Source organism: Stenotrophomonas sp. STEN056, assembly GCF_056759635.1.
The window spans coordinates 1-22,454 of sequence record NZ_JBRRDL010000026.1 but is presented as its reverse complement, the minus strand read 5'-3'; the positions used below and the strand labels follow the sequence as shown (position 1 = coordinate 22,454).

Annotated in this window: 19 protein-coding genes; 6 read left to right on the top strand and 13 right to left on the bottom strand. The window is 65.2% G+C overall.

The window, feature by feature from the left end:
• Window positions 1-89: 89 nt before the first annotated feature.
• The 4 genes from ACVOLO_RS13480 to ACVOLO_RS13465 form a co-directional block, all read right to left on the bottom strand.
• Window positions 90-482 carry a DUF3037 domain-containing protein gene (locus ACVOLO_RS13480; RefSeq protein WP_481570823.1) on the bottom strand — a complete coding sequence of 131 codons (393 nt, stop codon included), beginning with the start codon at window positions 480-482 and terminating at the stop codon, window positions 90-92.
• Window positions 460-1,236 (bottom strand): HipA family kinase, encoded by a 777-nt coding sequence (locus tag ACVOLO_RS13475; RefSeq protein ID WP_481570822.1) that lies wholly within the window; start codon window positions 1,234-1,236, stop codon window positions 460-462. Before ACVOLO_RS13475 ends, ACVOLO_RS13480 begins: the two co-directional genes overlap by 23 nt.
• A gap of 67 nt (window positions 1,237-1,303) precedes the next feature.
• Window positions 1,304-1,867 (bottom strand): GNAT family N-acetyltransferase, encoded by a 564-nt coding sequence (locus ACVOLO_RS13470; RefSeq protein WP_481570821.1) that lies wholly within the window; start codon window positions 1,865-1,867, stop codon window positions 1,304-1,306.
• 83 nt (window positions 1,868-1,950) lie between these two features.
• Complete coding sequence (locus tag ACVOLO_RS13465; RefSeq protein ID WP_481570820.1) at window positions 1,951-3,102, bottom strand: GGDEF domain-containing protein; 1,152 nt, start codon at window positions 3,100-3,102, stop codon at window positions 1,951-1,953.
• 46 nt (window positions 3,103-3,148) lie between these two features.
• Between ACVOLO_RS13465 and ACVOLO_RS13460 the strand changes: the two genes are divergently transcribed.
• Window positions 3,149-4,273, top strand: a complete 1,125-nt coding sequence (locus tag ACVOLO_RS13460; RefSeq protein WP_481570850.1) for a DUF1615 domain-containing protein — start codon at window positions 3,149-3,151, stop codon at window positions 4,271-4,273.
• A 25-nt stretch (window positions 4,274-4,298) separates the two neighbouring features.
• Here the strand turns inward: ACVOLO_RS13460 and fabR are convergent, their stop codons facing one another.
• Window positions 4,299-4,964, bottom strand: coding sequence for an HTH-type transcriptional repressor FabR (gene fabR / locus ACVOLO_RS13455; protein ID WP_481570819.1), 666 nt, complete (start codon window positions 4,962-4,964; stop codon window positions 4,299-4,301).
• Between the two features lie 94 nt (window positions 4,965-5,058).
• On the opposite strand from fabR, the gene ACVOLO_RS13450 reads away from it, so the two are divergent.
• On the top strand, window positions 5,059-6,120 hold the full coding sequence (locus ACVOLO_RS13450; RefSeq protein WP_481570818.1) for a ferredoxin reductase: 1,062 nt from the start codon (window positions 5,059-5,061) through the stop codon (window positions 6,118-6,120).
• Window positions 6,121-6,123: 3 nt separating this feature from the next.
• Window positions 6,124-7,275, top strand: coding sequence for a fatty acid desaturase family protein (locus ACVOLO_RS13445; RefSeq protein WP_481570817.1), 1,152 nt, complete (start codon window positions 6,124-6,126; stop codon window positions 7,273-7,275).
• Between the two features lie 79 nt (window positions 7,276-7,354).
• Here the strand turns inward: ACVOLO_RS13445 and ACVOLO_RS13440 are convergent, their stop codons facing one another.
• Both ACVOLO_RS13440 and ACVOLO_RS13435 read right to left on the bottom strand, forming a co-directional pair.
• A complete protein-coding gene (locus ACVOLO_RS13440) occupies window positions 7,355-7,834 on the bottom strand; it encodes a VOC family protein (protein ID WP_481570816.1) in 480 nt (159 codons plus the stop codon).
• Between the two features lie 164 nt (window positions 7,835-7,998).
• Window positions 7,999-9,267: an amino acid permease gene (locus ACVOLO_RS13435; protein ID WP_481570815.1), complete on the bottom strand. Its 1,269-nt coding sequence runs from the start codon at window positions 9,265-9,267 to the stop codon at window positions 7,999-8,001.
• Window positions 9,268-9,485: 218 nt separating this feature from the next.
• Between ACVOLO_RS13435 and ACVOLO_RS13430 the strand changes: the two genes are divergently transcribed.
• Complete coding sequence (locus ACVOLO_RS13430) at window positions 9,486-11,303, top strand: DUF885 domain-containing protein (protein ID WP_481570814.1); 1,818 nt, start codon at window positions 9,486-9,488, stop codon at window positions 11,301-11,303.
• Between the two features lie 410 nt (window positions 11,304-11,713).
• Window positions 11,714-12,880 carry a metallophosphoesterase gene (locus ACVOLO_RS13425; protein WP_481570813.1) on the top strand — a complete coding sequence of 389 codons (1,167 nt, stop codon included), beginning with the start codon at window positions 11,714-11,716 and terminating at the stop codon, window positions 12,878-12,880.
• 87 nt (window positions 12,881-12,967) lie between these two features.
• Here the strand turns inward: ACVOLO_RS13425 and mtnC are convergent, their stop codons facing one another.
• The 5 genes from mtnC to ACVOLO_RS13400 all read right to left on the bottom strand — a co-directional run bounded on the left by mtnC (window position 12,968) and on the right by ACVOLO_RS13400 (window position 18,329).
• Entirely contained in the window at window positions 12,968-13,666 is a 699-nt protein-coding gene (mtnC, locus tag ACVOLO_RS13420; protein WP_481570812.1) for an acireductone synthase, read from the bottom strand.
• A 135-nt stretch (window positions 13,667-13,801) separates the two neighbouring features.
• Window positions 13,802-14,356: a 1,2-dihydroxy-3-keto-5-methylthiopentene dioxygenase gene (locus tag ACVOLO_RS13415; protein WP_481570811.1), complete on the bottom strand. Its 555-nt coding sequence runs from the start codon at window positions 14,354-14,356 to the stop codon at window positions 13,802-13,804.
• A gap of 71 nt (window positions 14,357-14,427) precedes the next feature.
• Complete coding sequence (locus ACVOLO_RS13410; RefSeq protein ID WP_481570810.1) at window positions 14,428-15,075, bottom strand: methylthioribulose 1-phosphate dehydratase; 648 nt, start codon at window positions 15,073-15,075, stop codon at window positions 14,428-14,430.
• Window positions 15,076-15,328: 253 nt separating this feature from the next.
• The gene (locus tag ACVOLO_RS13405; protein ID WP_481570809.1) at window positions 15,329-16,774 is read right to left on the bottom strand and encodes an amino acid permease; all 1,446 of its coding nucleotides are present in this window, start codon (window positions 16,772-16,774) and stop codon (window positions 15,329-15,331) included.
• Between the two features lie 79 nt (window positions 16,775-16,853).
• Window positions 16,854-18,329, bottom strand: coding sequence for an amino acid permease (locus ACVOLO_RS13400; RefSeq protein WP_481570808.1), 1,476 nt, complete (start codon window positions 18,327-18,329; stop codon window positions 16,854-16,856).
• A 189-nt stretch (window positions 18,330-18,518) separates the two neighbouring features.
• Here ACVOLO_RS13400 and ACVOLO_RS13395 point away from each other — a divergent pair, with 189 nt between their 5' ends.
• Window positions 18,519-19,067 (top strand): NUDIX hydrolase, encoded by a 549-nt coding sequence (locus tag ACVOLO_RS13395; protein ID WP_481570807.1) that lies wholly within the window; start codon window positions 18,519-18,521, stop codon window positions 19,065-19,067.
• A gap of 216 nt (window positions 19,068-19,283) precedes the next feature.
• On the opposite strand, the gene acnA is transcribed toward ACVOLO_RS13395, so the two are convergent.
• The gene (gene acnA, locus ACVOLO_RS13390) at window positions 19,284-22,046 is read right to left on the bottom strand and encodes an aconitate hydratase AcnA (protein ID WP_481570806.1); all 2,763 of its coding nucleotides are present in this window, start codon (window positions 22,044-22,046) and stop codon (window positions 19,284-19,286) included.
• Window positions 22,047-22,454 lie beyond the last annotated feature (408 nt).

Genomic DNA, 22,454 nt, shown 5'->3' with positions numbered 1-22,454 from the left:
CGCGCAGTGTGCAGAAGCGCGTCCACAGGTGGAGGCGTGCAGTGCTGATCCGGCGGGGTGCTGGGATTCCATCCCCGCCTGCATCTTGTTCAACGCGGGGCACGCACCATGCGTTCGAGCAGGTGCTCGACGATACCTGCCGGGTTGGCCGTGCGGCCCACATGGGTGACCGAGGTTTGCACCACCGAGCTGCGCTTGGCGGTCAGGAAGTGGAAACGGGCGCGCGGCGGCAATTGTGCGATGGGCCCGGCGCCGGGCTGGCCTTCGCAGATGGCGACGATGGCATCCAGCCACGGCATCACCGATGCGATGTCCAGTTGCGGCGCGAACGCCTGCAGGCGCGTGGTGTCGATCTCGATGGCTGCCTGCAGATGGCCGGCAGTGGGGCACGAGACGATCACGCCGACATTGATGAACTCCTCGCGCTCCACCCGCGGCACCACGCGGATGACCGCATAGTCATAGGTGTGCAGCGTGGGCATGGATGGCCTCCTGTACGAATGCTTCGCGCAGTTGCAGGCGGCGCTTGAGGTAACTGGAATAGGCCTGCCGATACTCGGCCGGGCTGGAGAATGCCGGCTCGTTCTGCAGCCAGCTTTCGGGAATGTCGGCCACGGCGGCGTCGATGACGGCGTCGCTCAGGCGCGGTACCAGCGCCGCATCGGCTTGGGCGATCGCGCTGGCGAAGGGCAGCAGCACATGGTCGCGGATCAGTTTGAACGGCTTGCCGCAGGCTTCGCCGGCGTTTTCCCAGTCGTGATGGAAGTACAGCGCCGCGCCGTGGTCGATGAGGTAGAGCTTGCGGTGCCAGACCATCAGGTTGGGGTTGCGCGCGGTGCGGTCCACGTTGCTGGTGAAGGCATCGAACCAGACGATGCGCGATGCCAGCTCGGCATCCGGCTGCATTGCGACGGGGTCGTAGTTGATGGCGCCGGGCAGATAGTCGACGCCCAGGTTGGTGCCTTCACTGGCGCGGATCAGGTCCTGGATTTCCGGGTCCGGCTCGGTGCGGGCGAACTCGCGGTCTAGCTCCACCAGCGCCATGTCCGGCATGGGGAGTTCAAGTGCCTGTGCCAGTTTGCCCACCACCAGTTCGGCGATCAGCGCCTTGGGCCCTTGGCCGGCGCCGCGGAATTTGAGCACATACATGCCGTCGTCATCGGCTTCGATGACAGCCGGCAGCGAGCCGCCTTCGCGCAGCGGCGTGATGTATCGGGTTGCGTGTACGGTCTTCACGATTGGCAGGCCGCTACGGGAAAGGTGACAAGCCTAGCGTAAAGCGGTGAGCGCGGGCGGCTCATGCTCAGGCTGTCGCGTTGAACGCCTCGTGGTACTGCACGCGTGCAACAGGTGGCTCGCCACGGAAGCAAAGCGCCTGGAAATACTCGGCCGGTACGCCGGGCAGCTCCAGTGCCGGGCTGGCCTGGAAGCCGAACCGCGCGTAGTACGCAGGCTCGCCCAACAGCACGCAGCCTGCGCTTCCCAGTGACTGCAGGCGGGCGATGGCGGCCTGCATCAATGCCGAGCCGATGCCCTGTTGTTGATGTGCGGGGGCTACCGAAATTGGCCCGAGCCCGTGCCAACCGGCATCGCCGGAAGAAAGCGTCACGGGTGATACGGCCACGTGGCCAAGTATCTCGCCGTCTTTCACGGCGACCAGCGAGAGGGTCAGTTGGCCGGCGCGGCGTAGTGCGGCGACGATGAACTGCTCGGTATGGCTGGAATGGGGCTGTGTGGCAAAGGCTGATTGCGTGAGCCGGCTGATGGCGTCGATATCGCCGGGGTGTTCATCGCGGATCTGCAGCACGCTGCCATCGCGCAGGCGGACGTCGCCGGCTGCGGTGCTTGTGGTGGAAAACTGGGGCATGGCAGCGGCTTCCTGTGCAGTGTGGGAATGATGCAGGCAATCCGTGCATGAAGGGGAGGGACGGGCAGGTCTGGCGCGCGGTGTCACCCGGCCGCGGCCAGTACGACGCGGTTCCGCCCCTCATGCTTGGCCTGGTATACGGCGATGTCGGCACGTTGGAGCGCATCGGAGAGATCATCGGCCCCATTGACCATGGCGACGCCGAAGCTGGCAGTAACCGCGCCCTTGATCGGGGAGCAGGGCGTCTGCGCCAGGGTCGTGCGGATGCGCTCGGTGATCTCCAGGGCGATGGCTGCGTTCTGGCAGCGCAGCAGGAACACGAATTCCTCGCCACCGAAACGCGCCACCACGTCATTCTGGCGGACCATGCGTGCGAGCAGCGCGCCCACTTCGCGCAGGACGTGATCGCCAGCGGCATGGCCCCAGGTATCGTTGATGCGTTTGAAGTGATCCACATCGCAGCCGACCAATGCCCAGTGGGCACGCGGTTCGTTCTTCAGCCGCTTGTTGGCGATCTCGAAGAATGCGCGGCGATTGAGCAGGGATGTCAGCGGGTCGTGATTCCGCTCGTGGCGGAGGTGGCTCATCAGGCCCTGGATGACGCTGCCAAGCAGCAGGAAGGCAAACCACAGGTTGAGCATCAGGTTGATGGCCAGCATCCACAGCCACAAGCCGGAGCGCGACAGTTCGGCACTGCTGACGTGGAAGGCGGCGGTGAAGGCCGTCCAGGGACGAAGCACTGAGTACACCAGCAGCAACAGATAGGAATACAGCAGCAACCGCTCGAATGTCCGTGCCGGGCGCCCATTCCGCAGCAGGTGTGGCAAAGGCAGGGCCAACAGCAGCGCCATGCCGGAGTTGAGTATCAGCACGCGCGCGCCGAGCAGATCATCCACCTGCGAAAAATACAACAGGCCGGCGAGTGTGGCCGCGCTGATGAGCAGTGCCGGCACAACGGGCACCCGCCCGCCGTTGCGCATGGCAAACCCCTGCGCGGTGGAGAACGTTCCCATGCAGTACAGGGCGCCGGTTGCCACGGACCAGGTGGCCATCTGCGTGTTGCTCATCAGGCTTTGCACGGCCAGTGGTAAACCGACCAGGAGGTAGCCGGCGCCCAGCCACAACAGGTACCGTTGGTCGCGCAGCGAATTCCAGCCCGCCATCAAGGACAGGCCGAGCAGGAGCGAGGTGACGGGAACAACGAGGGCGAAATACTGGTCTGCAGTGGCGCTCAAGGCAATCAAGCCACGTCAGGTGGTTCAGGAGTGAGGCGTGAAGTATATGGGCAGTACCGCTGGCGCGGACCAGACACAGAGCAATGCGAGCCGGTTGTGCAGGGTGCTGGCTGCTGTGTCGGTGCTGTGGATCGCAGGCTGTAGTTCAGTACCGCAGGCACCGCCCGGCCCGGCGCAGGATGTGCGCGCTGAGATCGAGCGGCGCATCCCGGTCAAGACGCCCGATCGCCCCGGCTGGGCGGCAGATGTGCAAGGTGCGTTCGCGGCACAGCGTATCGAGCCGAATCCGGAGAACATCTGTGCCGTATTGGCGATCATCGAGCAGGAATCCGGCTACCAGGCAGACCCGGTGGTTGCGGACTTGCCGCAGATCGCGCGCCGGGAGATCCGCCGCCGTGCGGCGGAAAAGCGCATCCCGGCAATGCTGGTGGATGCCGGGTTGAGGGTCCAGGCCGCCGATGGCAGAAGTTACGGCGACAAGCTCGCACGTGTGCGCACCGAGCGCGACCTGAGCCGTCTGTATGAAGAAATCATCGACCGCGTACCGCTGGGCAAGCGCCTGTTTGCCGGCAGCAACCCGGTGCAGACCGGCGGCGCGATGCAGGTGGGCATTCCCTTCGCGCAGGAGCATGCCGACGGCTATCCGTACCCGCTGGAGGGTGGCATTCGCGACGAAGTGTTCAGCCGCCGCGGCGGTGTCTACTTTGGCACGATGCACCTGCTGGGTTACCAGACGCCGTACACGCGCAAGGTGCATCGCTTCGCCGATTACAACGCCGGCTGGTATGCCAGCCGCAATGCGGCGTTCCAGAACGCGGTGGCCGTGGCAACGGGCACCACGCTGGAGCTGGACGGCGATGTGTTGCTGCCCGGCGCTGCGCTGGACAAGCCGGGGCAGACCGAACGCGCGGTGCGGCAGTTGGCGGCAGCACTGGAGATGGACGAGCGCGCCATCCGCCGCAGCCTGGAGCAGGCCGATACGCTGGCTTTCAGTGAAAGCGCGCTGCACGAAAAAGTGTTTGCTCTGGCCGAGGCCCGCGCCGGCCATGCGTTACCGCGGGCAATGATTCCGGGTATCCGCCTGGACAGCCCCAAGATCAGCCGCGAACTGACTACCGAATGGTTTGCCAACCGGGTGAACGAGCGTTACCGGCAGTGCCTGGCGCGGTGATGGCGGTGCGGTGCCGTGGCGCCGTTCAGAGGCCGCGCTGCGGATGCCGGGCCAGCGCGCGTGAGCCGGTGATGATCATGCGGATCATCTGCGACATCTGCTCGATCAGCTCCGGGTCTTTCTCCTCCGGCAGATCCATCGCCATGCCGCCCATGGCGAAGATCAGCCGGGTGATGGCCTTGGCGGCCAGCGCGGGCTCATGCAGCTTGGCGCCATCGAGCGCGGCCAGGCGCACCAGGTCGACCTTGAGTTCATCCTCGAAATAACCAAGCTCGCGGTCCACCGCTTCCTTGAACGCGTCGGAACCGGCCGTGCCTTCGCGCAGCAGCACGTGCATCAGGCGGTCGTCGGCGCGCAACTGCTCCATGAAGGTTTCAACGGACAGACGGATCACACCGCGATTGCTGTCGGCTGCACGCAGCCGTGCCTGGCCGATGATGGTGCGTAGCGAGCGCCCGGACAGATCAATCAGCGCGACGGTCAATTCATCCATGTCGCGGAACTGGCGATAGAACGAATTGGGCGCGATGCCGGCTTCGCGTGCCACCTCACGCAGGCTCAGCGTGGACACGCTGCGGTGGGGGCCGATGAGGGCAAGCGCAGCGGCCAGCAGGTCGTCACGCGAGATCGAGGCCTTGCGCGCGGGGTGCAGGTCGTCTGGTGCGGCAGTGGACGTGTCGTGGGTGCTCATCGCGGCTTTGGCGGTCGGGACGCTGAATCATAGCCTGTGTTGCGTATATACGACTGTATACACACTCGTATGCTCGCCCGTATAGTGCGTCCCCATGAGTGCCGTCTACCGCAATGCCACGCCGCCGGTGATTCCCTGGGTGAGCGAAGGCTTCTTCGATTTCTGGTCGTCCCGGGTGCATCCGCTGTGGACGTTGCGGCGGCCACTGGCACGCCTGGTCGCGCGCAGCGCCGCCAGCGCGGACGCGGTGACGCTGGAATTGCAGCCCAATCGCCACTTCAAAGGGCTGTTGGCCGGCCAGCACGTCAACCTGGGCGTGGAGGTGGACGGGCGCCTGACAAGCCGCAGTTACAGCCCGACGCTGTTGCCGAATGGCCGGCTGGCGCTCACCGTCAAGGCGATAGCGGGCGGCAAGGTCAGCAACCATCTGGCGCGCGATGCGGCCATCGGCGAGGTGTTTGCGCTGGGCCAGGCGTTTGGCGAGATGACGGTGCCGGGCGATGCGCCACAGCGTTTGCTGCTGCTGGCCGCCGGCAGCGGCATCACCCCGATGCGGGCATTGCTGCGTCAGCTGGACGCCCAAGGCATGCCGGCGCCGGTGGCACTGCGGTACTGGGCGCGCTGCCGCGAGGAACTGTGCTTTGTCGATGAGTTGAATGCGTTGGCAGGCCGTCGGCCAAATTTCCACTTGCAGCTGCTGTTGACCCGCGACCCCCATGCGCCCGATGCGCGTGTGGATGCGCATGATTTCTCCAACATCGCCGGCCTGGACGGCACGCGCGTGCTCGCCTGTGGCCCGGGTGGTTTTGTTGAAGCTGCGCGCCAGCGCCTGCAGGGGCAGGTGGCCAGCTTCCAGAGCGAGGCCTTCAGCCAGCCGCCGTTGCCCGCGCAGGAAACCGGCAGCGTGCAGGTTCAGCTGCTGCGCAGTGGCCGCACCTTGAGCGTGCCGCGTGGTACCGCGCTGCTGCCGGCGCTGGAAGCGGCGGGCATCCAGCCGGCCAGCGGCTGCCGGATGGGCATCTGCAATACCTGCGTGTGCGACAAGGTGTCGGGCATCACCCGCAACACGTTGACCGGCGATTACGCCGATGAACCTTCCACTCCGCTGAAACTGTGCGTCAACAGCGCCAGTACCGATCTCGCCCTGGAGCTGTAGCCGATGTCTTCCGTGAACAACCGCACCCTGTCGATCGCCCAGTTGCAGGCTTTCGGTGACGAGCTGGACGCGGTACGCGCGCGTCACCAGGCGACGCTGGGGGCGAGCGATGCGCGTTACATCCGCAGGGTGGTGGCGGCAGTGCGTTGGTGCGGCGTCGCCGGTCGCAGCCTGTTGTTTGTCGGCGCGTTCGTGCACAGCGTGCTGGTGCCGGCATGGATCGCCGGTGTGCTGCTGCTGGCGTTGTCCAAGATCCTGGAGAACATGGAGCTGGCGCACAACGTCATCCATGGCCAGTACGACTGGATGGGCGACCCGGCGCTGCAGGGCAAAACCTACGAATGGGATATCGCCGGTACCTCCGAGAACTGGCGCAAGACCCACAACTTCCGCCACCACACCTACACCAATGTGCGCGGCCTGGACGATGACATCGGCTACGGGTTGCTGCGCATCTTCCCCGAGCAGCGCTGGCAGCGGTTCTACCTGCTGCAGCCGTTTGTGGCGGTGATCTTTGCACTGCTGTTCGAGTGGGGCATTGCCATACAGGATCTGCGCGTGGGCCGGCTGTTGGCCCGCAAGGTCACGTTGCGGCAGTTGTGGAAGCAAGCCAAGCCAGTGCGTCGCAAGGCGCTCAAGCAGGTGTTGAAGGACTACGTGTTGTTTCCCGCGCTGGCCGGCCCGTTCTTCCTGCCGGTGCTGCTGGGTAATGTTGCGGCCAACGTGATCCGCAACGTGTGGACGTACGTGGTGATCTTCTGCGGGCACTTCACCGCCGATGCGGAGACCTTTCCCAAGGATTGCATCCGCAATGAAAGCCGCGGCCACTGGTACCTGCGGCAGTTGCGCGGCTCCTCGAACATCACCGGCGGCAAGTGGATGGACGTGATGACCGGCAATCTCAGCCATCAGATCGAACACCACTTCTACCCGGACATTCCGGCCAACCGCTACGCGGCGATGGCGGTGGAGGTGCGCGGGATCTGCGCCCGCTACGGCCAGCACTACAACACCGGCTCGCTGCCACGGCAGTTCGGCCAGGTGGCCTGGCGCATCGTGCGGCATGCGTTCCCGAGCAAGCCGGCACCGGCGCGTCCGTTGGTGAGCGAAAGCGATGACGGCACCGAATCGATGCAAGGGCAGACGGCAAACTGACCGGCTGTCGCAGGAGCGGCCTTGGTCGCGAAGCCCATGCATCCACAGTTTCGCGACCAAGGTCGCTCCTACCGCCAAGCTAGCCGCGGACGGCGGCCTCGATTGCAGCGACGTCAATCTTGCTCATGGTCATCATGGCTTCAAAGGCGCGCTTGGCGGCGGCCGGGTCCGCGCCGTTGAAGGCTTCGGTCAGCACGCGCGGGGTGATCTGCCATGACAGCCCCCATTTGTCCTTGCACCAGCCGCAGTCGCTGGCCTGTCCACCATTGCCGACGATGGCATTCCACAGGCGGTCGGTTTCGGCCTGATCGTCGGTGGCCACCTGGAACGAGAACGCCTCGGAATGCTTGAACGCCGGGCCGCCGTTCAAGCCCAGGCAGGGGATGCCCATCACCGTGAAATCCACGGTCAATACGTCGCCTTGTTTGCCGTCCGGGTAGTCGCTCGGCGCGCGGTGCTCGGCCAGCACTCTGCTGTCCGGGAAGGTGGCGGCATAGAAGGTGGCCGCTTCAAGTGCGGTGCCATCGAACCACAGGCAGATCGTGTTCTTGTTGACCATGACGTTTCTCCCGAATGGACGGCCTGCATAGCACGCCGGACATTCAGTCACCGTGGTCTGTGCGCCGGACTGTGAGGGGGCGCCTTCACACCTGCAATGCGCTGCCCGGGTTCAGTTGACTGAATTCAAGGCGGCGCATGCTGCCGCCCGGAAACGTCAGCCGTTCAGCTGCGGCGCGACCAGAAGTAGATCGGCAGGCCGGCAATGATCAGGCCCACGCCCCACAGCAGGGCTTCGGCGCCGATGCCGCCGATGGCATACAGGCTGAAAGCCAGGGCGCCGGCCGCGGCAATCCGCGAAGCGGTACCGCTGCCGCGCCACAGCCACGCCGCCGCGCCGGCCACATAGGGCAACAGCGTTGCAGCGGTGGACAGCAGCACCGAGAACTTGAACAGGTCCACCAGCGAGCGGTTGTAGTTGCAGATCACCAGGACGGTGGCCAGCAGGCAGCTGATGATGACGCCGAAGGCCGGAGCGCCGCGGCGGTTCTCGTGGGCGAAGGCGCGCGGCAACACATGGTCGCGTGCGGCGGCCATTGGCAGCTGCGCCGAGAGCAGGGTCCAGCCGTTGAGCGCGCCCACGCAGGAAATGGCCATCACCACGGCAAGCAGCTTGCCGGCGGTCGGTCCCCACAATGCGGCGGCGGCGTCGGCCATCGGTGCACCGGAGTTGGCCAGCACGTCAGCCGGCAACAGGCCCAGCACCGTGGTGCAGGCCAGCACGGTGGCAACGCCGGCAATCGCGGTACCGGCCACGGTGGCGCGTGCAACTGTGCGCGGCGCGTCGTCCACCGATTCGGCCGGCACCGTGGCCGCTTCCAGTCCAATCATGGCCCACAGCGTCAATGCCACCGTGGCCGCAGCAACGCTGCCCAGCGATTCGCCGCTGGGGTTGAACGGCACGTAATGGCTGGTGTCGATGAACCACAGTGCCACCAGCCCGAACAACAGCAACGGCACGACTTTCAGCACCGTAGTCAGCAACTGCAGGCGGCCTGCTTCGCGCACGCCCAGCAGGTTGACGCCGGCACACAGCCACAGCGCGACCAGCCCGCACGCGGCAGCACTGAATGGCGTGGCGGTAAGCGCAGGAAAGATGGCGCCGATGCTGCCGGCGAACGCCACCGCGATGGCGGCGATGGCGCACCACATCGAGATCCAGTAACTCCACGCCACCATGAAGCCGGGCAGTTCGCCAAAGGCATTGCGGGCGAACACGTAGGGGCCGCCGGTCTGCGGCCAGCGCTTGGCCAACTGGGCGAAGGTGACCGCCAGCAGCAGCGCGCCGCACAGGGTGATGCCCCAGCCGATCAGGGTGGCGGCACCATAGGGCGCGAGCGTGGCGGGCAGCAGGAAGGTGCCTGAGCCAATCATGCTGCCCACCACCAGGGCGGTGGCGGACCAGAAGCCCAGCGGGCGGCGTGAATTCGTCATGGTTACAGCAACGGCAAGGGCCATGCAGCGGAGCGGCAGCACCGGGCAGGACAGGAGGAGGGCAGCCGCTTGCCTGAACGGGCAGCGGCGCAACGGCGGGGAATTATGACGGTTTGCCGGCCCGGCCGCGATCCCGGTGGCCGACAATGACCTTTGGCCCTTCCCGAAGGCCCGTCGCGTGGGGACGCTGGCGGCCTTGTATCCCATGGAAAGGCTTCATGAAACTTCGCCCGCTGGCATTTGCCGTTTCGCTGTCCCTGGCTACCGTCCTGGGCGCCTGCACGCCGTCTTCCGACCCGGCCAGCGGCGATGCCGCCAGCCAGGCCGCACAGGCCGACAAGGCCGCGCAGCTGACCCAGCTGTATGCCGACTACTGGGAAGGCGTGCTCAAGCTGAACCCGTTGCAGGCCACCTTCCAGGGTGACAACCGCTACAACGATCAGATGCCGGACTTCGGCTCGGCCGAATACCGCAAGCAGAGCCATGACTTCGCCACCGAGTGGCTGGGCAAGGTGGAAAAGGTCGGTGATGCCGGCCTCAGCGGGCAGGACCTGCTGAGCTACCGCATCTTCGTCGAGGAACAGAAGCAGACGCTGGAAGGCGAGAAGTTCCCGGGCTGGATGATGCCGGTCAACCAGATGGGCTCGACCGTGAGCTACGCGGTGATGCTGGGTTCGGGCCAGGTGGCGCAGCCGTTCAAGACGGTGAAGGACTACGACAATTGGCTGGCCCGCGCCGGGCGCATTCCGGTGCTGCTGGATACCGAAATCAACAACATGCGCGAAGGCATCAAGGCCGGCGTGGTGCAGCCGCGCGTGCTGATGGAAAAGGTGGTGCCGCAGTTTGACGAGATACTGGCCGCCAAGGCCGAGGACAGCCAGTTCTGGGGCCCGATCAAGGCCATGCCGGCCGATTTCCCGCAGGCCGACAAGGACCGCCTGACCGCGGCCTATCGCACCCTGATCGCCGATCAGCTGTTGCCGGCGATCAAGAAGCAGCGCGACTTCATTGCCAACGAATACCTGCCGGCCACGCGCGACAGCGTGGGCCTGGATTCGCTGCCCGACGGCCAGGCCTGGTACGCCTTCAACGCCAAGGAAAGCACCACCACCGCGCAGACGCCGGCGCAGATCCACGAGATCGGCTTGAAGGAAGTGGAGCGCATCCACGGCGAGATGCGCACGGTGATGGAGCAGGTGGGCTTCAAGGGCTCGCTGCAGGACTTCTTCAAGTTCATGCAGAACGACAAGCAGTTCGAGTTCAAGTCCGAGGCGGAGCTGCTGGAGCACTACCGGGGCCTGGAAGCCAAGATCAACACCAGCGTGGCCAAGCTGTTCTCGCTGACCCCGCAGGCTGGTTTCGAGATCCGCCCGGTGGAGGCATTCCGTGCCAAGTCGGCGGCCGGTGGTTCGTACATGACTCCGAGCGAGGACGGCACCCGCCCGGGCATCTTCTACGTCAACACCTACGACCTGCCGACCCGCAAGACCTGGGATGCGGAGGACCTGTTCCTGCACGAGGCCATCCCGGGCCACCACTTCCAGTTGGCCTTGCAGCAGGAGTTGAAGGACGTACCGGCGTTCCGTCGCTTCGGCGGCGAGACGGCCTTCATCGAAGGCTGGGGCCTGTATGCCGAGAGCCTGGGCAAGGACCTGGGCGTCTACACCGATCCGTACAGCTACTTCGGCCGTCTGCAGGGCGAACTGTGGCGCGCGGTGCGTCTGGTGGTGGACACCGGCCTGCACTCCAAGGGCTGGAACCGGCAGCAGGTGCTGGACTACATGTTCGCCAACTCGTCGGTGAGCGAGCCGGATGCCATTGCCGAAGCCGAGCGTTACATCGCCTGGCCGGGCCAGGCACTGGCCTACAAGACCGGCGAATTGAAGATCCAGGAACTGCGCAAGCGCGCGCAGGAAAAGCTGGGCGACAAGTTCGACATCCGCGAGTTCCACGCCGAAGTGCTGAAGGACGGCTCGGTGCCGCTGGATGTGCTGGAAGAGAAGGTGGATGGCTGGATTGCCAGCAAGAGCAAGTAATAAGCAGTAATTGAGTATCGGGAGGCACCGCGGAAGCGGTGCCTCTTTCGTTTGGGGTGTTGGGTGGGTTGGATGCTTGGGTGAAAAGCAGCCCCTCTCCCCAACCCCTCTCCCGCGAGGGGAGAGGGGCTTCACAGCTGCAATTGCAAAAATCGCCTCAACTCGCGGCGCACCTAGCCCCTCTCCCCTCGCGGGAGAGGGGTTGGGGAGAGGGGGCGGCAGGACTAAGCAAACTCAGAGCACGCTCAGGAAAATTCTCGAACTCCCCCACAAAAAAGAACGCACTGATTCAGCCACCAGCACCTTCGCAACAACATGCCTATGTCAAAGTACGTGGCATTTCCCCTGAGAACCTCCCAGCGCATCGACGGCAGCCAATGCCTGCGTCGCATCAACCGCTGTTGCCGAAGATGACCCTACTCGTATCGCTGATCCTGCCGCTGCTCGCCCTATGGCTGTGGTGGCCCGTGCATTCTCTGAGCCGGCGCGAGCGTCGCTGGCATATCGGCGTGACGCTCGCGCTTGCGCTGGTGGGGTTGAGCTTTGCCACGCTGTGGCGGATGAATGTGTTCGAGTACGCGGTGGAGGCCTGGATCCAGCTGGTGTTTGGCTGGGTGCTGGCGATGTTCATCATCCTGCTGGCGTTTCTGGTCCTGCGTACGCTGGGCTGGTTGTTGTCCCGTCCGGCAGCACGCACGTCGTTGCTGGCAACGCTGTGGCACGGCAAGCGCATGAATCAATCAGCCGCTGTGCTGATCGTGCTGCTGGCCACGCTGGGCATCTGGAATGGTCTGCGGCCGCCGCAGGTGCATGAACAAGCGTTGGTGGTGCCGAACCTGCCGCAGGAAATGGACGGGCTGCGCATGGCCGTGCTTGCCGACCTGCATATCAGCCCGGTCAAGCGCAGCTGGCGCACGCAACGCATTGTCGACACCGTCATGGCGGCCAAGCCGGATCTGATCGTGTTGCCCGGCGACATGGTGGATGGTGAGGTCGAAGACACCGCGGGTTTTGTCGCACCGCTTGCGGCGCTGGCGGCGCCGCATGGCGTATGGGTGGCACCGGGCAATCATGAGTACTACCACGGCTACAAACGCTGGATGGCGCACTTCCGCAGCCTGGGCCTGGGCGTGCTGGAGAACCAGACCGCCATGTTGTCGATCAACGGCAGCAAGCTGGCGGTGTCCGGTGTGGGCGACCTGGCGGCCCTGCGGCCCAGCGCCTACATGCGCGGCGGGCTGGCGCCGGACTTGCCGGCGGTGATTGCCGCGGGCAGGGGCGGCGATGCTCACATCCTGCTTGCCCACCAGCCCAAGCAGGCACGCGAGGCAGCGGGGACGGGGGCCTTCAACCTGCAGGTATCCGGGCATACCCATGGCGGCCACATGTGGGGCTTCGACCGCTGGGTAGTGGCGCCGGCCAACCACGGTTATGTGCGGGGCGAGTACATGGTCAGGGACATGAAGTTGTTCGTCAGCAATGGCGCGGGGCAGTGGGATGGCTTTACCGCACGCCTGGGCGTGCCTTCGCGCATCGAGGTGCTGGTGCTCAAGCGCGGTGCCGGCGACGACGGTTGAGATGTTGAGGCCAGAGCGTTGCTCTGCGCGCAGGTAAAACAACAACGGCCCTTTTCAGGGCCGTTGTTGTGATCCGGTCGGGTGGGTTCAGAGCGCGATCTGCTCGAAGTTCTCGACCCGGTTGTGGCCATTGCTCGCCTCGCCGGTGCGCGGCGTCGGGTAGTCGCTGAGGCGGTCCAGCAGCACCGTCTGCAGCCCGGCCTGGCGTGCGGCATCCAGTTCCTCGACGATGTCGGACAGGAACAGGATGTCCTGCGGCGCGATGCCAATGGCTTCGGCAATGCGTGTGTAGCTGCCGGTCTCGCGCTTGCCGCCGATTTCGGTGTCGAAGTTGCCGGAGAACAGGCCGTTGAGATCACCGGCATCACTGAAGCCGAAGAACAGCTTCTGCGCCGGCACCGAGCCGGAGGAATACACATACAGCGGCAGGCCGGCAGCGTGCCAGCCACGCAGTACCGCAGCGACTTCCGGGTACATGTGCGCGGTGTAATCGCCGTTGCGATAGCCCACATCCCAGATCATGCCTTGCAGCGCTTTCAGTGCCGTGTGCTTGCGGTCCTGGTCGATCCAGCCCTGCAGGGTTTCGACGATGACGTCGTCCTGGCAGGCACTGGCGGCGATTTCGGTGGCGACCGCATCCAGCCACTGGCGCACCTGCGGCTCGTTGCCGTGGTCGCGCACAAACGCGGGTAGGGCATTGCGGGCGTAGGGGAACAGCACTTCCTTGACGAAGGAGATGCTGGAGGTGGTGCCCTCGATATCGGTGAGGATGGCTTTGATGGTCATGCGGGGTCTTCCTGCACGGTGCTTCTAGGGGCACGAATGCTTAGTTGGCGAGCGTCGGGGGTGCAGCAGCTGGAAGCTGCTCTCACCCCAACCCCTCTCCCGTGAACGGGAGAGGGGCTCAAGGCAAAAGTTGGCTCAGACTGCGCTGGGTTCGTAGCGCGGGAAACGCTGGGCGATGTCGGTGCCGGTGAAGTGGCCGACCCAGCCGTCCGGCTCGGTGAAGAAGCGGATGGCGGCAAAGCTGGGTTCCTCGCCCATGTCGAACCAGTGGGTGACGCCGTCCGGCACCGAGATCAGGTCGTCCTTGACGCATTCCACCTCGTAGACCTTGTCGGCCACGTGCAGGGTGAACAGGCCCGAGCCGGCGACGAAGAAACGCACTTCGTCTTCCTTGTGGTAGTGCTCGTCGAGGAACTTCTTGCGGATTTCGGCACGGTTGGGGTTGTCCGGGGCAATCGAGGCCACGTCCACACTCTTGAAACCATGCGCGTTGACGAGGCGGTCGATGTCCTCGCGGTAGGCGGCAAACACTTCTTCCTGGCTGGCGCCCGGCGCCACCGGGTGCTTGGCCTGCCAGCGTTCAAAGGTGACGCCAATCTTCTTCAGTTCGGTGGCAATGACGTCGCCGTCGGCGCTGTCCAGCAGCGGGGCGTCCGGGGCGTTGTCGTTGAAAATGCGCAGTCGGCTCATGGCGATGGGCTCCACGGTGGGGGTGGCGAGCGTAGCAGCACGGGCCAGCGCCGGCCCGTGCGGATTCGTAATCAGGAAATGGCGCGCAGTTTGAGCAATTCCAGCTCGCAATGGAGCAGGAATTCAAAGGCTTCCAGATGGCGGCGTGCCTCGGCCATGTCGCGGCCCCAGGCATACAGGCCGTGGCCGTCAATCAGATAGCCCCACATCGGGCCCTTGTCGAGCTCGGCCTCCACCTGCGCGGCCAGCACGTCCATGTCCTGGGTGTTGGGGAATACCTTCAGGTCAACGGCGGTTTCGTGGGTGGCGTTGCCGTGCAGGGCCTTGAGCAGTTCGTAGCCTTCCAGGCGGATGTGACCCTGGCCGCCGAACAGGCGCGAGGCAATGGTCTGCACCGGCGAATGGGTGTGCAGTACGCAGCCCACGTCCGGGAAACGGGCGTAGAGCTGGGTATGCAGCAGGGTTTCGGCGGACGGGCGCAGCGGGCGGCCGACGGCCTTGCCGGCGAAGTCCACCACCATGATGTCGCTCTCGATCAGCCGGCCCTTGTCCTTGCCGGACACGGTGATGGCTGCATGCTGGTCGTCCAGTCGATGCGAGAAATTGCTGCTGGTGGCAGGCGTCCAGCCGGCATGGGCCAGGTCGCGGATGTTGTCGATCAGCAACTGGGCCAACTGGCTCAGCCGCTCGCTGTCATAGGGGACGGAAGGCGCGTTCATGCCAAGCATTCTACTAAGAACGCCCGCCAGTTCCTCGCACCCGGCAACAAGCCCGCGTTTGCTGAAGCCGGGCGCCTGCGGGCCGGGAGGTGTTTCATATGGCGCTGCGGCTTCCGGCCGTCGAAGGCAGCGCAGATCGCGCAGGGTTACCGCTGGCGGGCCGGGCAGGCGGAGCTTTGCGGGGTTTGCCTGAGCCATCAAAAAAAGCCCGGGCGTCAGGCGCCCGGGCTGTGGTCATTCAACCGCTGGAAGCTCAGCTGCGCTTGGCCTTGTTGGCGGCGTTGAGCTTGCTGTGGCGGATGCTGTAGGTGAAATAGATGATGAAGCCGGTGGCCGTCCACAGCCCCATCAGCATCCAGTTGTGCAGGGTCATGGCGGTCAGCAGTGCAATGCAGCTGAGTACGCCGAGGCTGCAGATCAACCAGGCCATGGGGATGCGGAACGGGCGCGGCAGGTCCGGCTGGGTGCGGCGCAGGACCAGCACGCCGGCGCAGACCGCGGCAAAGGCGATCAACGTGCCCATCGAGGTCAGCTCGCCAAGGATGTCCAGCGGGAATAGCGCCGCCAGCAGGGCGATGCCGATGCCGGTGATGATGGTGTTGATGTGCGGGGTGCGGTACTTGGGGTGGATCTTGGTGAACACCGGCGGCAGCAGACCGTCGCGGCCCATGATCATGAAGATGCGCGGCTGGCCGATCACCATCACCAGCACCACCGAGGCCAGGCCGATCAGCGCGCCGATTTCGACAATGATGCGCAGCCAGTCCAACTGCGGGTGCGCAGCCACGGCGGTGACCACCGGCTCGGCCGTGCCCAGCAACTGATACGGCACCAGGCCGGTCATCACCGCGGCCATGCCGATGTACAACACGGTGCAGATGATCAGCGACAGCAGCATGCCGATCGGCAGGTCGCGCTGCGGCCGGTGCGATTCCTGCGCGGCCACCGACACCGCCTCAAAACCGATATAGGCAAAGAACACCATCGCCGCGCCGCGCAGCACGCCGTCGAAGCCGTACTTGCCCGGGCCTTCATTGGCGGGGATGAACGGTGTCCAGTTGCTGGTGTCCACGTACTTCCAGCCGGCAACGATCACCAGCACGATCAAGCCGGTCTTGAGGATGACCATGGCCATGTTCATGGCCGAGGACTTGCTGATGCCGACGTAGCACAGCCAGGTCAGCAGCAGCACCAGTGCGGCGGCTGGCAGATTGGCGATGGCGCCGGTGGGCTTGAGCTGGGCATCCAGCGGTGCACTCACCAGCGCCGCCGGCAGGTGGATGTCGAAATGGTTGAGGAAGCTGAGGAAATAGCCGGTCCAGCTCACCGCCACGGCAGAGGCGGAAACCCCGTATTCCAGCACCAGCATCCAGCCGATGAACCAGGCCGAGAGCTCGCCGAAGGTGGCGTAGGTATAGGTGTAGGCACTGCCGGCCACCGGCACCATCGAAGCGAATTCGGCATAGGCCATGGCGCAGAAGGCGCAGCAGATGGCCGCAAGCACGAAGGACAGCATGATGGCCGGGCCGGCATGGTTGGCCGCAGCCTGGCCGGTGATGACGAAGATGCCGCCGCCGATCACCGCGCCGATGCCCAGGGCCGTCAGGCCCCAGGGGCCGAGGGTGCGGCGAAGGCTCAGGCCATTGGCCTCTTCATGCGCGGCGTGCGGGTGTTTGGTGGCCCAGAGTTGCTTGAACATGTTTCAGGTCTTCGCTCGTCGTAGCGCGATGCAGGCGCAAAAAAAAGCCGGCGCGCGCAGCGCCGGCGATGGGATGGGGTCAGGGGCTCTTGTTGAGCTTGCTGTGGCGGATGCCATAGCCGAAGTAGATGCACAGGCCCAGCAGCGTCCACAGCACGAACACCAGCCAGTGCGCGGCAAACGCCATGGCGAACAGGCCCAGACAGATCAGCGCACCAGCCGGAGCGATCAACCACACGGCGGGTACGCGGAAGGCGCGCGGCAAGTCCGGCTTGGTCCGGCGCAGCACCAGCACGCCGATGCAGACCGTAGCGAAGGCGAGCAGGGTGCCCATGGCGACCAGTTCACCCAGTACCGCCAACGGCACCAGGCCGGCCAGCGCTGCGGCGATGACGCCGACGACAATGGTGCTCAGGTACGGCGTGCGGAACTTCGGGTGGACCTTGCCGAACACCGGCGGCAGCAGGCCGTCGCGGGAGATGGTGTAGGCGATGCGGGTCTGGCCCATCATCATCACCAGCACCACCGAGGACAGGCCGGCGATGGCGCCGATTTCCACCCAGGTCTTCAGCCAGCCAAGCTGGGCATACGGCTCCAATGCGGTGGCCACCGGCTTGTCGGTGCCCAGCAGGTTGTACGGCAGCAGGCCGGTGAGCACGGCACAGACGATGATGTAGATCAGCGTACAAACAGCCAGCGAGCCGAGCAGGCCGACCGGCATGTTCCGCTGCGGATTCTTGGTTTCGCCTGCCGCGGTGGAAACCGCATCGAAGCCGATATAGGCAAAGAACACGATGGAGGCCGCACGCAGCACGCCGCTCCAGCCGAATTCACCAAAGGTGCCGGTGTTGTCGGGAATGAACGGGGTCCAGTTGGCCGGGTCGACATACATCACGCCAAAGCCGACGAACAGGCAGATCACGCCGACCTTGATCGCCACGATGACCGCGTTGACGAAGGTGGACTGGGTGACGCCGACGTAGAGCAGGGCGGAGATGGCGCCAATGATCAGCACGGCCGGCAGGTTGAACAGTTTGCCCGAGGCGACGAACTTGCCGTTCTCCCAGCTGATGGGCGCGGCGGTAAGTGCTTCCGGGAAAGGCAGGTGCAAGGTGGTGGTGAGGAAGCTGATCAAATACGCCGACCAACCCACCGCCACCGACGCGGAGGCGAACAGGTACTCCAGTACCAGGCACCAGCCGATGAACCAGGCCATGCCTTCGCCAAGCGTGGCGTAGGAGTAGGAATACGCGCTGCCGGAGACCGGGATCATCGCAGCGAATTCGGCGTAGCACAGGCCGGCGAACGCGCAGGCCAGGCCGGCCAGTACGAAGGACAGCATGATGGCCGGGCCGGCGTGGTTGGCGGCCGCCTGGCCGGTGACGACGAAGATGCCGGCGCCGATCACCGCGCCCATGCCCAGCAGGATCAGGTGCTTGGCTGTGAGGGTACGCTTGAGCGTGGCTTCGCCCTGCAGGCTGCCTTCAATCGGCTCCCCGGCATCGATGTGCGCGGTGGGTTCGATTGGTTTGACCCTCAACAGTGTTTTGAGCATTCCGCTAATTCCCGAACTTGTGTAATGCACCCGGGCGCATGAGAACGACGGGGCGGATGAGTGGCGCCACAAACTGAACGGCTGGCAACGGTCCTACCTTGCCAAAGGCGGCCGAACTCGACAAGCGCAGGTGCAGCATCGACAGCGATAATGGCCGCTGCCTCAAATCAATGGGATGTGCTGACAGTCATGCTTGAACAGGATCAGAGTCTGCGCCTGGCGCTGGAAGAGTATGCACGGGCGGTTCCCGGGCATGGCGAGGTGGCGCAGGAGTTTCTGGCGTTGCTGGACGCGCCGGGGCCGGATCCCTTCACCCGCGAGCGGCTGGAAGGCCATTTCACCGGCAGCGCATGGTTGGTCAGTGCGGATGGCAAGCGGGCACTGCTGACCCATCACCGCAAGCTGGGGCGCTGGCTACAGCTGGGTGGGCACGCCGATGGCGACCACGACCTGCCGGCAGTGGCGCTGCGCGAGGCGGAAGAGGAATCCGGTCTGCCGGGTCTGGCCTTGGTGTCGCGGGAAATTTTTGATCTGGACCGGCACTGGATTCCGGAACGCCGCGAGGTGCCAGGGCATTGGCATTACGACGTGCGCTATGTGGTGGTCGCCGGAGCGGATGAGCGCTTTGCAGTCAGCGAAGAATCGCTGGACCTGGCCTGGTGCCTGGTGACCGACATCGCCGGGCAGGAAGACGAATCCATGCAGCGGATGGCAACGCGCTGGTTGGCGCGGCGGTGATGGGGTGGGGGAGGTAGAAGCAGAAGCAGAAGCGTTACCCCTCCCCAGCCCTCCCCTTGCCTGCGGCAAAGGGAGGGGGTGGATCACGCGAACTGTCAGGTTGCGGCGAATCGCTTCTGCCCCCTCCCTTTCGCGTAGCGAAGGGGAGGGCTGGGGAGGGGTAAAAAAGAACGCCCCGGGAGGGGCGTTCTTCGCTTCAAACTACGGCACAACAACTCAAGCCGTTGTCTTCGCCGCCAACTGCCGCAGCACATACTGCAGCAGGCCGCCGTTGCGGAAGTATTCCACTTCCTTCGGCGTCAGCAGCAGCACTTTGGCGGTGAGGCGCTTCTGGCTGCCGTCGGCACGGGTTGCCGTGACCGTGGCGGTCTTGGCCTTGCCGTCGTCCAGGCCGGTGACATCGAACACTTCCGAGCCATCCAGGCCCAGGGTCTGTGCGTTCTCGCCGTCGTGGAACTGCAGCGGCAACACGCCCATGCCGACCAGGTTGGAGCGGTGGATGCGCTCGAAGCTTTCGGCGATCACGGCCTTCACGCCCAGCAGGTTGGTGCCCTTGGCAGCCCAGTCACGCGAGGAGCCAGTGCCGTATTCCTTACCGGCCAGCACCACCAGCGGTACGCCATCGGCCTTGTACTTCATTGCCGCGTCGTAGATGGCCAGCTTTTCGCCGGTGTTGCTGCCCGGCGCGTAATACAGCGTGTTGCCGCCTTCCTCGCCACCAAACATCAGGTTCTTGATGCGGATGTTGGCAAAGGTGCCGCGCACCATCACGTCATCGTTGCCGCGGCGGCTGCCGTAGCTGTTGAAGTCCGCGGGCTGCACGCCGCGCGACTGCAGGAAACGGCCAGCCGGCGAATCCTTCTTGATGTTGCCGGCCGGGGAGATGTGGTCGGTGGTGATCGAGTCACCAAACAGCCCCATCACCCGCGCGCCGTGGACATCGCTGATGCTGCCGACCTGCATGGTCATGCCGTCGAAGTAGGGCGGGTTCTTGATGTAGGTCGAATCGCTGTTCCACGCGTAAGCCTGGCCTTCCGGGGATTCGATCTGTGCCCAGCGGGTGTCGCCCTTGAACACGTCGGCGTAGTTCTGCTTGAACATCTCCGGGCCGACGGTGGCGGCGATCATGTCGCCGATTTCCTTGTTGGTCGGCCAGATGTCGCGCAGGTAGACATCCTTGCCGGTGCTGTCCTGGCCGATCGGTTCCTTGGTCAGGTCGATGCGCACGGTGCCGGCGATGGCATAGGCCACCACCAGCGGCGGCGAGGCCAGGTAGTTGGCCTTCACTTCCGGGTGCACGCGGCCTTCAAAGTTGCGGTTGCCCGACAGTACCGAGGCCACGACCAGGTCGCCGGCGGCGATGCCGGCGCTGACTTCGGTCGGCAGCGGGCCGGAGTTGCCGATGCAGGTGGTGCAGCCGTAACCGACCACGAAGAAGCCCAGCTTCTCCAGGTCGGTCAGTACGCCGGCCTTTTCCAGGTAGTCGGTGACCACGCGCGAGCCCGGCCCGAGCGAGGTCTTGACCCACGGCTTGGCCTTCAGCCCCAGGCGGGCGGCATTGCGTGCCAGCAGGCCGGCACCCAGCATCACCGCCGGGTTGGAGGTGTTGGTGCAGGAGGTGATGGCGGCGATGACCACTGCGCCATCCTTCAGGCGTACCGACTTCTCGTTGATGACGACGTCGGCATGGCCCTTGGCCAACTGCTCGTTGCCAACTGCGGCGCCACCGCCTTCATTGATGAAGTCGGACACGTCGCCGTTGCGCTGTTCGCGGTGGGCGGTCAGGCCCTTCAGGGCCTCGCTGAAATTGCTGTGCACGTCGTCCAGCAGCACGCGGTCCTGCGGGCGCTTGGGGCCGGCCATCGAGGGCTTCACATCGCCCATGTCCAGTTCCAGCGTGGCGCTGTACTGCGCATGTGCGCTGCCGGCGTCGTGCCACAGGCCCTGCGCCTTGGCGTAGGCCTCCACCAGGTTGATCTGGTCTTCGCTGCGGCCGGACAGGCGCAGGTAGTTCAGCGATTCGGCATCAATCGGGAAGATGCCGCAGGTGGCGCCGTATTCCGGTGCCATGTTGGCGATGGTGGCGCGGTCGGCCAGCGGCAGGTGTTGCAGGCCGTCGCCGTAAAACTCGACGAACTTGCCGACCACGCCGAGCTTGCGCAGCATCTGGGTGACGGTCAGCACCAGGTCGGTGGCGGTGGTGCCTTCGGGCAGTTTGCCGGTCAGCTTGAAGCCGACCACCTGCGGGATCAGCATCGAGGACGGCTGGCCCAGCATGGCGGCTTCGGCCTCGATACCGCCCACGCCCCAGCCCAGCACGCCGATGCCGTTGATCATGGTGGTGTGCGAGTCGGTGCCGAACACGGTGTCCGGGAAGGCCCAGTTCGTGCCCTCGATGTTGCGTTCCATCACCACGCGGGCGAGGTTTTCCAGGTTGACCTGGTGGACGATGCCGGTGTTGGGCGGCACCACCTTGAAGTTCTCGAACGCTTTCTGGCCCCAGCGCAGGAAGCTGTAGCGCTCGCGGTTGCGCTCGAATTCAATCTTGCCGTTGATGTCCAGCGCGTCGGGGCGGCCGAAGACATCCACCTGCACCGAATGGTCGATGACCAGTTCGGAGGGAATGAGCGGGTTGATCTGCTCGGCGTTGCCGCCGAGTTTGGTGACCGCATCGCGCATGGCGGCCAGGTCAACCACGCAGGGCACGCCGGTGAAATCCTGCAGTACCACGCGGGCCGGCATGAAGGCGATTTCGGTGTCGGGCTCGGCCTTGGGGTTCCAGCGTGCCACCGCCTCGATGTGCTCGGGACCGACGGTCTGGCCGCCGTCCTCATGCCGGAGCAGGTTCTCCAGCAGGATCTTCATCGAGTAGGGCAGGTGGGAGATGTCGTATTTCTGGCTGAGCTTGGGAAGGCTGCAGTAGGTGTACTGCCGGCCGCCAACCTCCAGTTGGCTACGGGTGGAGAACGAATCGCTCATACGGCTTTGCTCCTTTACATACAGATGGCTTGCCGCGGCTGGGGTGCCGCGCGGGCTTTCCGGGGCCTGCGCCCCTTTAATGAATGCCCGTCGAGTATGGACGAAGCACTCGCAGCCGGGGCGCGGCTGCAGCAGACATTTTAGGCAACGGCTTGTTGCGCCGATGTAACGGTGGCGGGGCGCTCAAGTGTGCCCAGGAGATGTTGCTTGGGTAGTGGGGGGGGCGCGGGGCGGCGGGGGGGGGGGGGGGGCCGGGCGGGGGGGGGGGGGGCGGCGGGGCGGGGCGGGGGGGGGAGGGGGGGGGGGGGGGGGGGGGTGGGGCGGGGACTCGACGGCTGTGATAGGTAGGGGACCCACGAGTAAGTGGGCTGCGGCAACAGGAGGGGGCTCGGCGACGGCCGGGGCGAC

Excerpts from the sequence above, each read along its gene's own strand:
- ACVOLO_RS13430 (WP_481570814.1), top strand. The coding sequence starts at position 9,486 with ATGAAACTTCGCCCGCTGGCATTTGCCGTTTCGCTGTCCCTGGCTACC.
- ACVOLO_RS13405 (WP_481570809.1), bottom strand. The coding sequence starts at position 16,774 with ATGTTCAAGCAACTCTGGGCCACCAAACACCCGCACGCCGCGCATGAA.
- ACVOLO_RS13425 (WP_481570813.1), top strand. The coding sequence starts at position 11,714 with ATGACCCTACTCGTATCGCTGATCCTGCCGCTGCTCGCCCTATGGCTG.
- ACVOLO_RS13395 (WP_481570807.1), top strand. The coding sequence starts at position 18,519 with ATGCTTGAACAGGATCAGAGTCTGCGCCTGGCGCTGGAAGAGTATGCA.
- acnA (WP_481570806.1), bottom strand. The coding sequence starts at position 22,046 with ATGAGCGATTCGTTCTCCACCCGTAGCCAACTGGAGGTTGGCGGCCGG.
- mtnC (WP_481570812.1), bottom strand. The coding sequence starts at position 13,666 with ATGACCATCAAAGCCATCCTCACCGATATCGAGGGCACCACCTCCAGC.
- ACVOLO_RS13470 (WP_481570821.1), bottom strand. The coding sequence starts at position 1,867 with ATGCCCCAGTTTTCCACCACAAGCACCGCAGCCGGCGACGTCCGCCTG.
- ACVOLO_RS13460 (WP_481570850.1), top strand. The coding sequence starts at position 3,149 with ATGGGCAGTACCGCTGGCGCGGACCAGACACAGAGCAATGCGAGCCGG.
- ACVOLO_RS13440 (WP_481570816.1), bottom strand. The coding sequence starts at position 7,834 with ATGGTCAACAAGAACACGATCTGCCTGTGGTTCGATGGCACCGCACTT.
- ACVOLO_RS13480 (WP_481570823.1), bottom strand. The coding sequence starts at position 482 with ATGCCCACGCTGCACACCTATGACTATGCGGTCATCCGCGTGGTGCCG.
- ACVOLO_RS13400 (WP_481570808.1), bottom strand. The coding sequence starts at position 18,329 with ATGCTCAAAACACTGTTGAGGGTCAAACCAATCGAACCCACCGCGCAC.
- ACVOLO_RS13450 (WP_481570818.1), top strand. The coding sequence starts at position 5,059 with ATGAGTGCCGTCTACCGCAATGCCACGCCGCCGGTGATTCCCTGGGTG.
- ACVOLO_RS13435 (WP_481570815.1), bottom strand. The coding sequence starts at position 9,267 with ATGACGAATTCACGCCGCCCGCTGGGCTTCTGGTCCGCCACCGCCCTG.
- ACVOLO_RS13410 (WP_481570810.1), bottom strand. The coding sequence starts at position 15,075 with ATGAACGCGCCTTCCGTCCCCTATGACAGCGAGCGGCTGAGCCAGTTG.
- ACVOLO_RS13415 (WP_481570811.1), bottom strand. The coding sequence starts at position 14,356 with ATGAGCCGACTGCGCATTTTCAACGACAACGCCCCGGACGCCCCGCTG.
- ACVOLO_RS13445 (WP_481570817.1), top strand. The coding sequence starts at position 6,124 with ATGTCTTCCGTGAACAACCGCACCCTGTCGATCGCCCAGTTGCAGGCT.
- fabR (WP_481570819.1), bottom strand. The coding sequence starts at position 4,964 with ATGAGCACCCACGACACGTCCACTGCCGCACCAGACGACCTGCACCCC.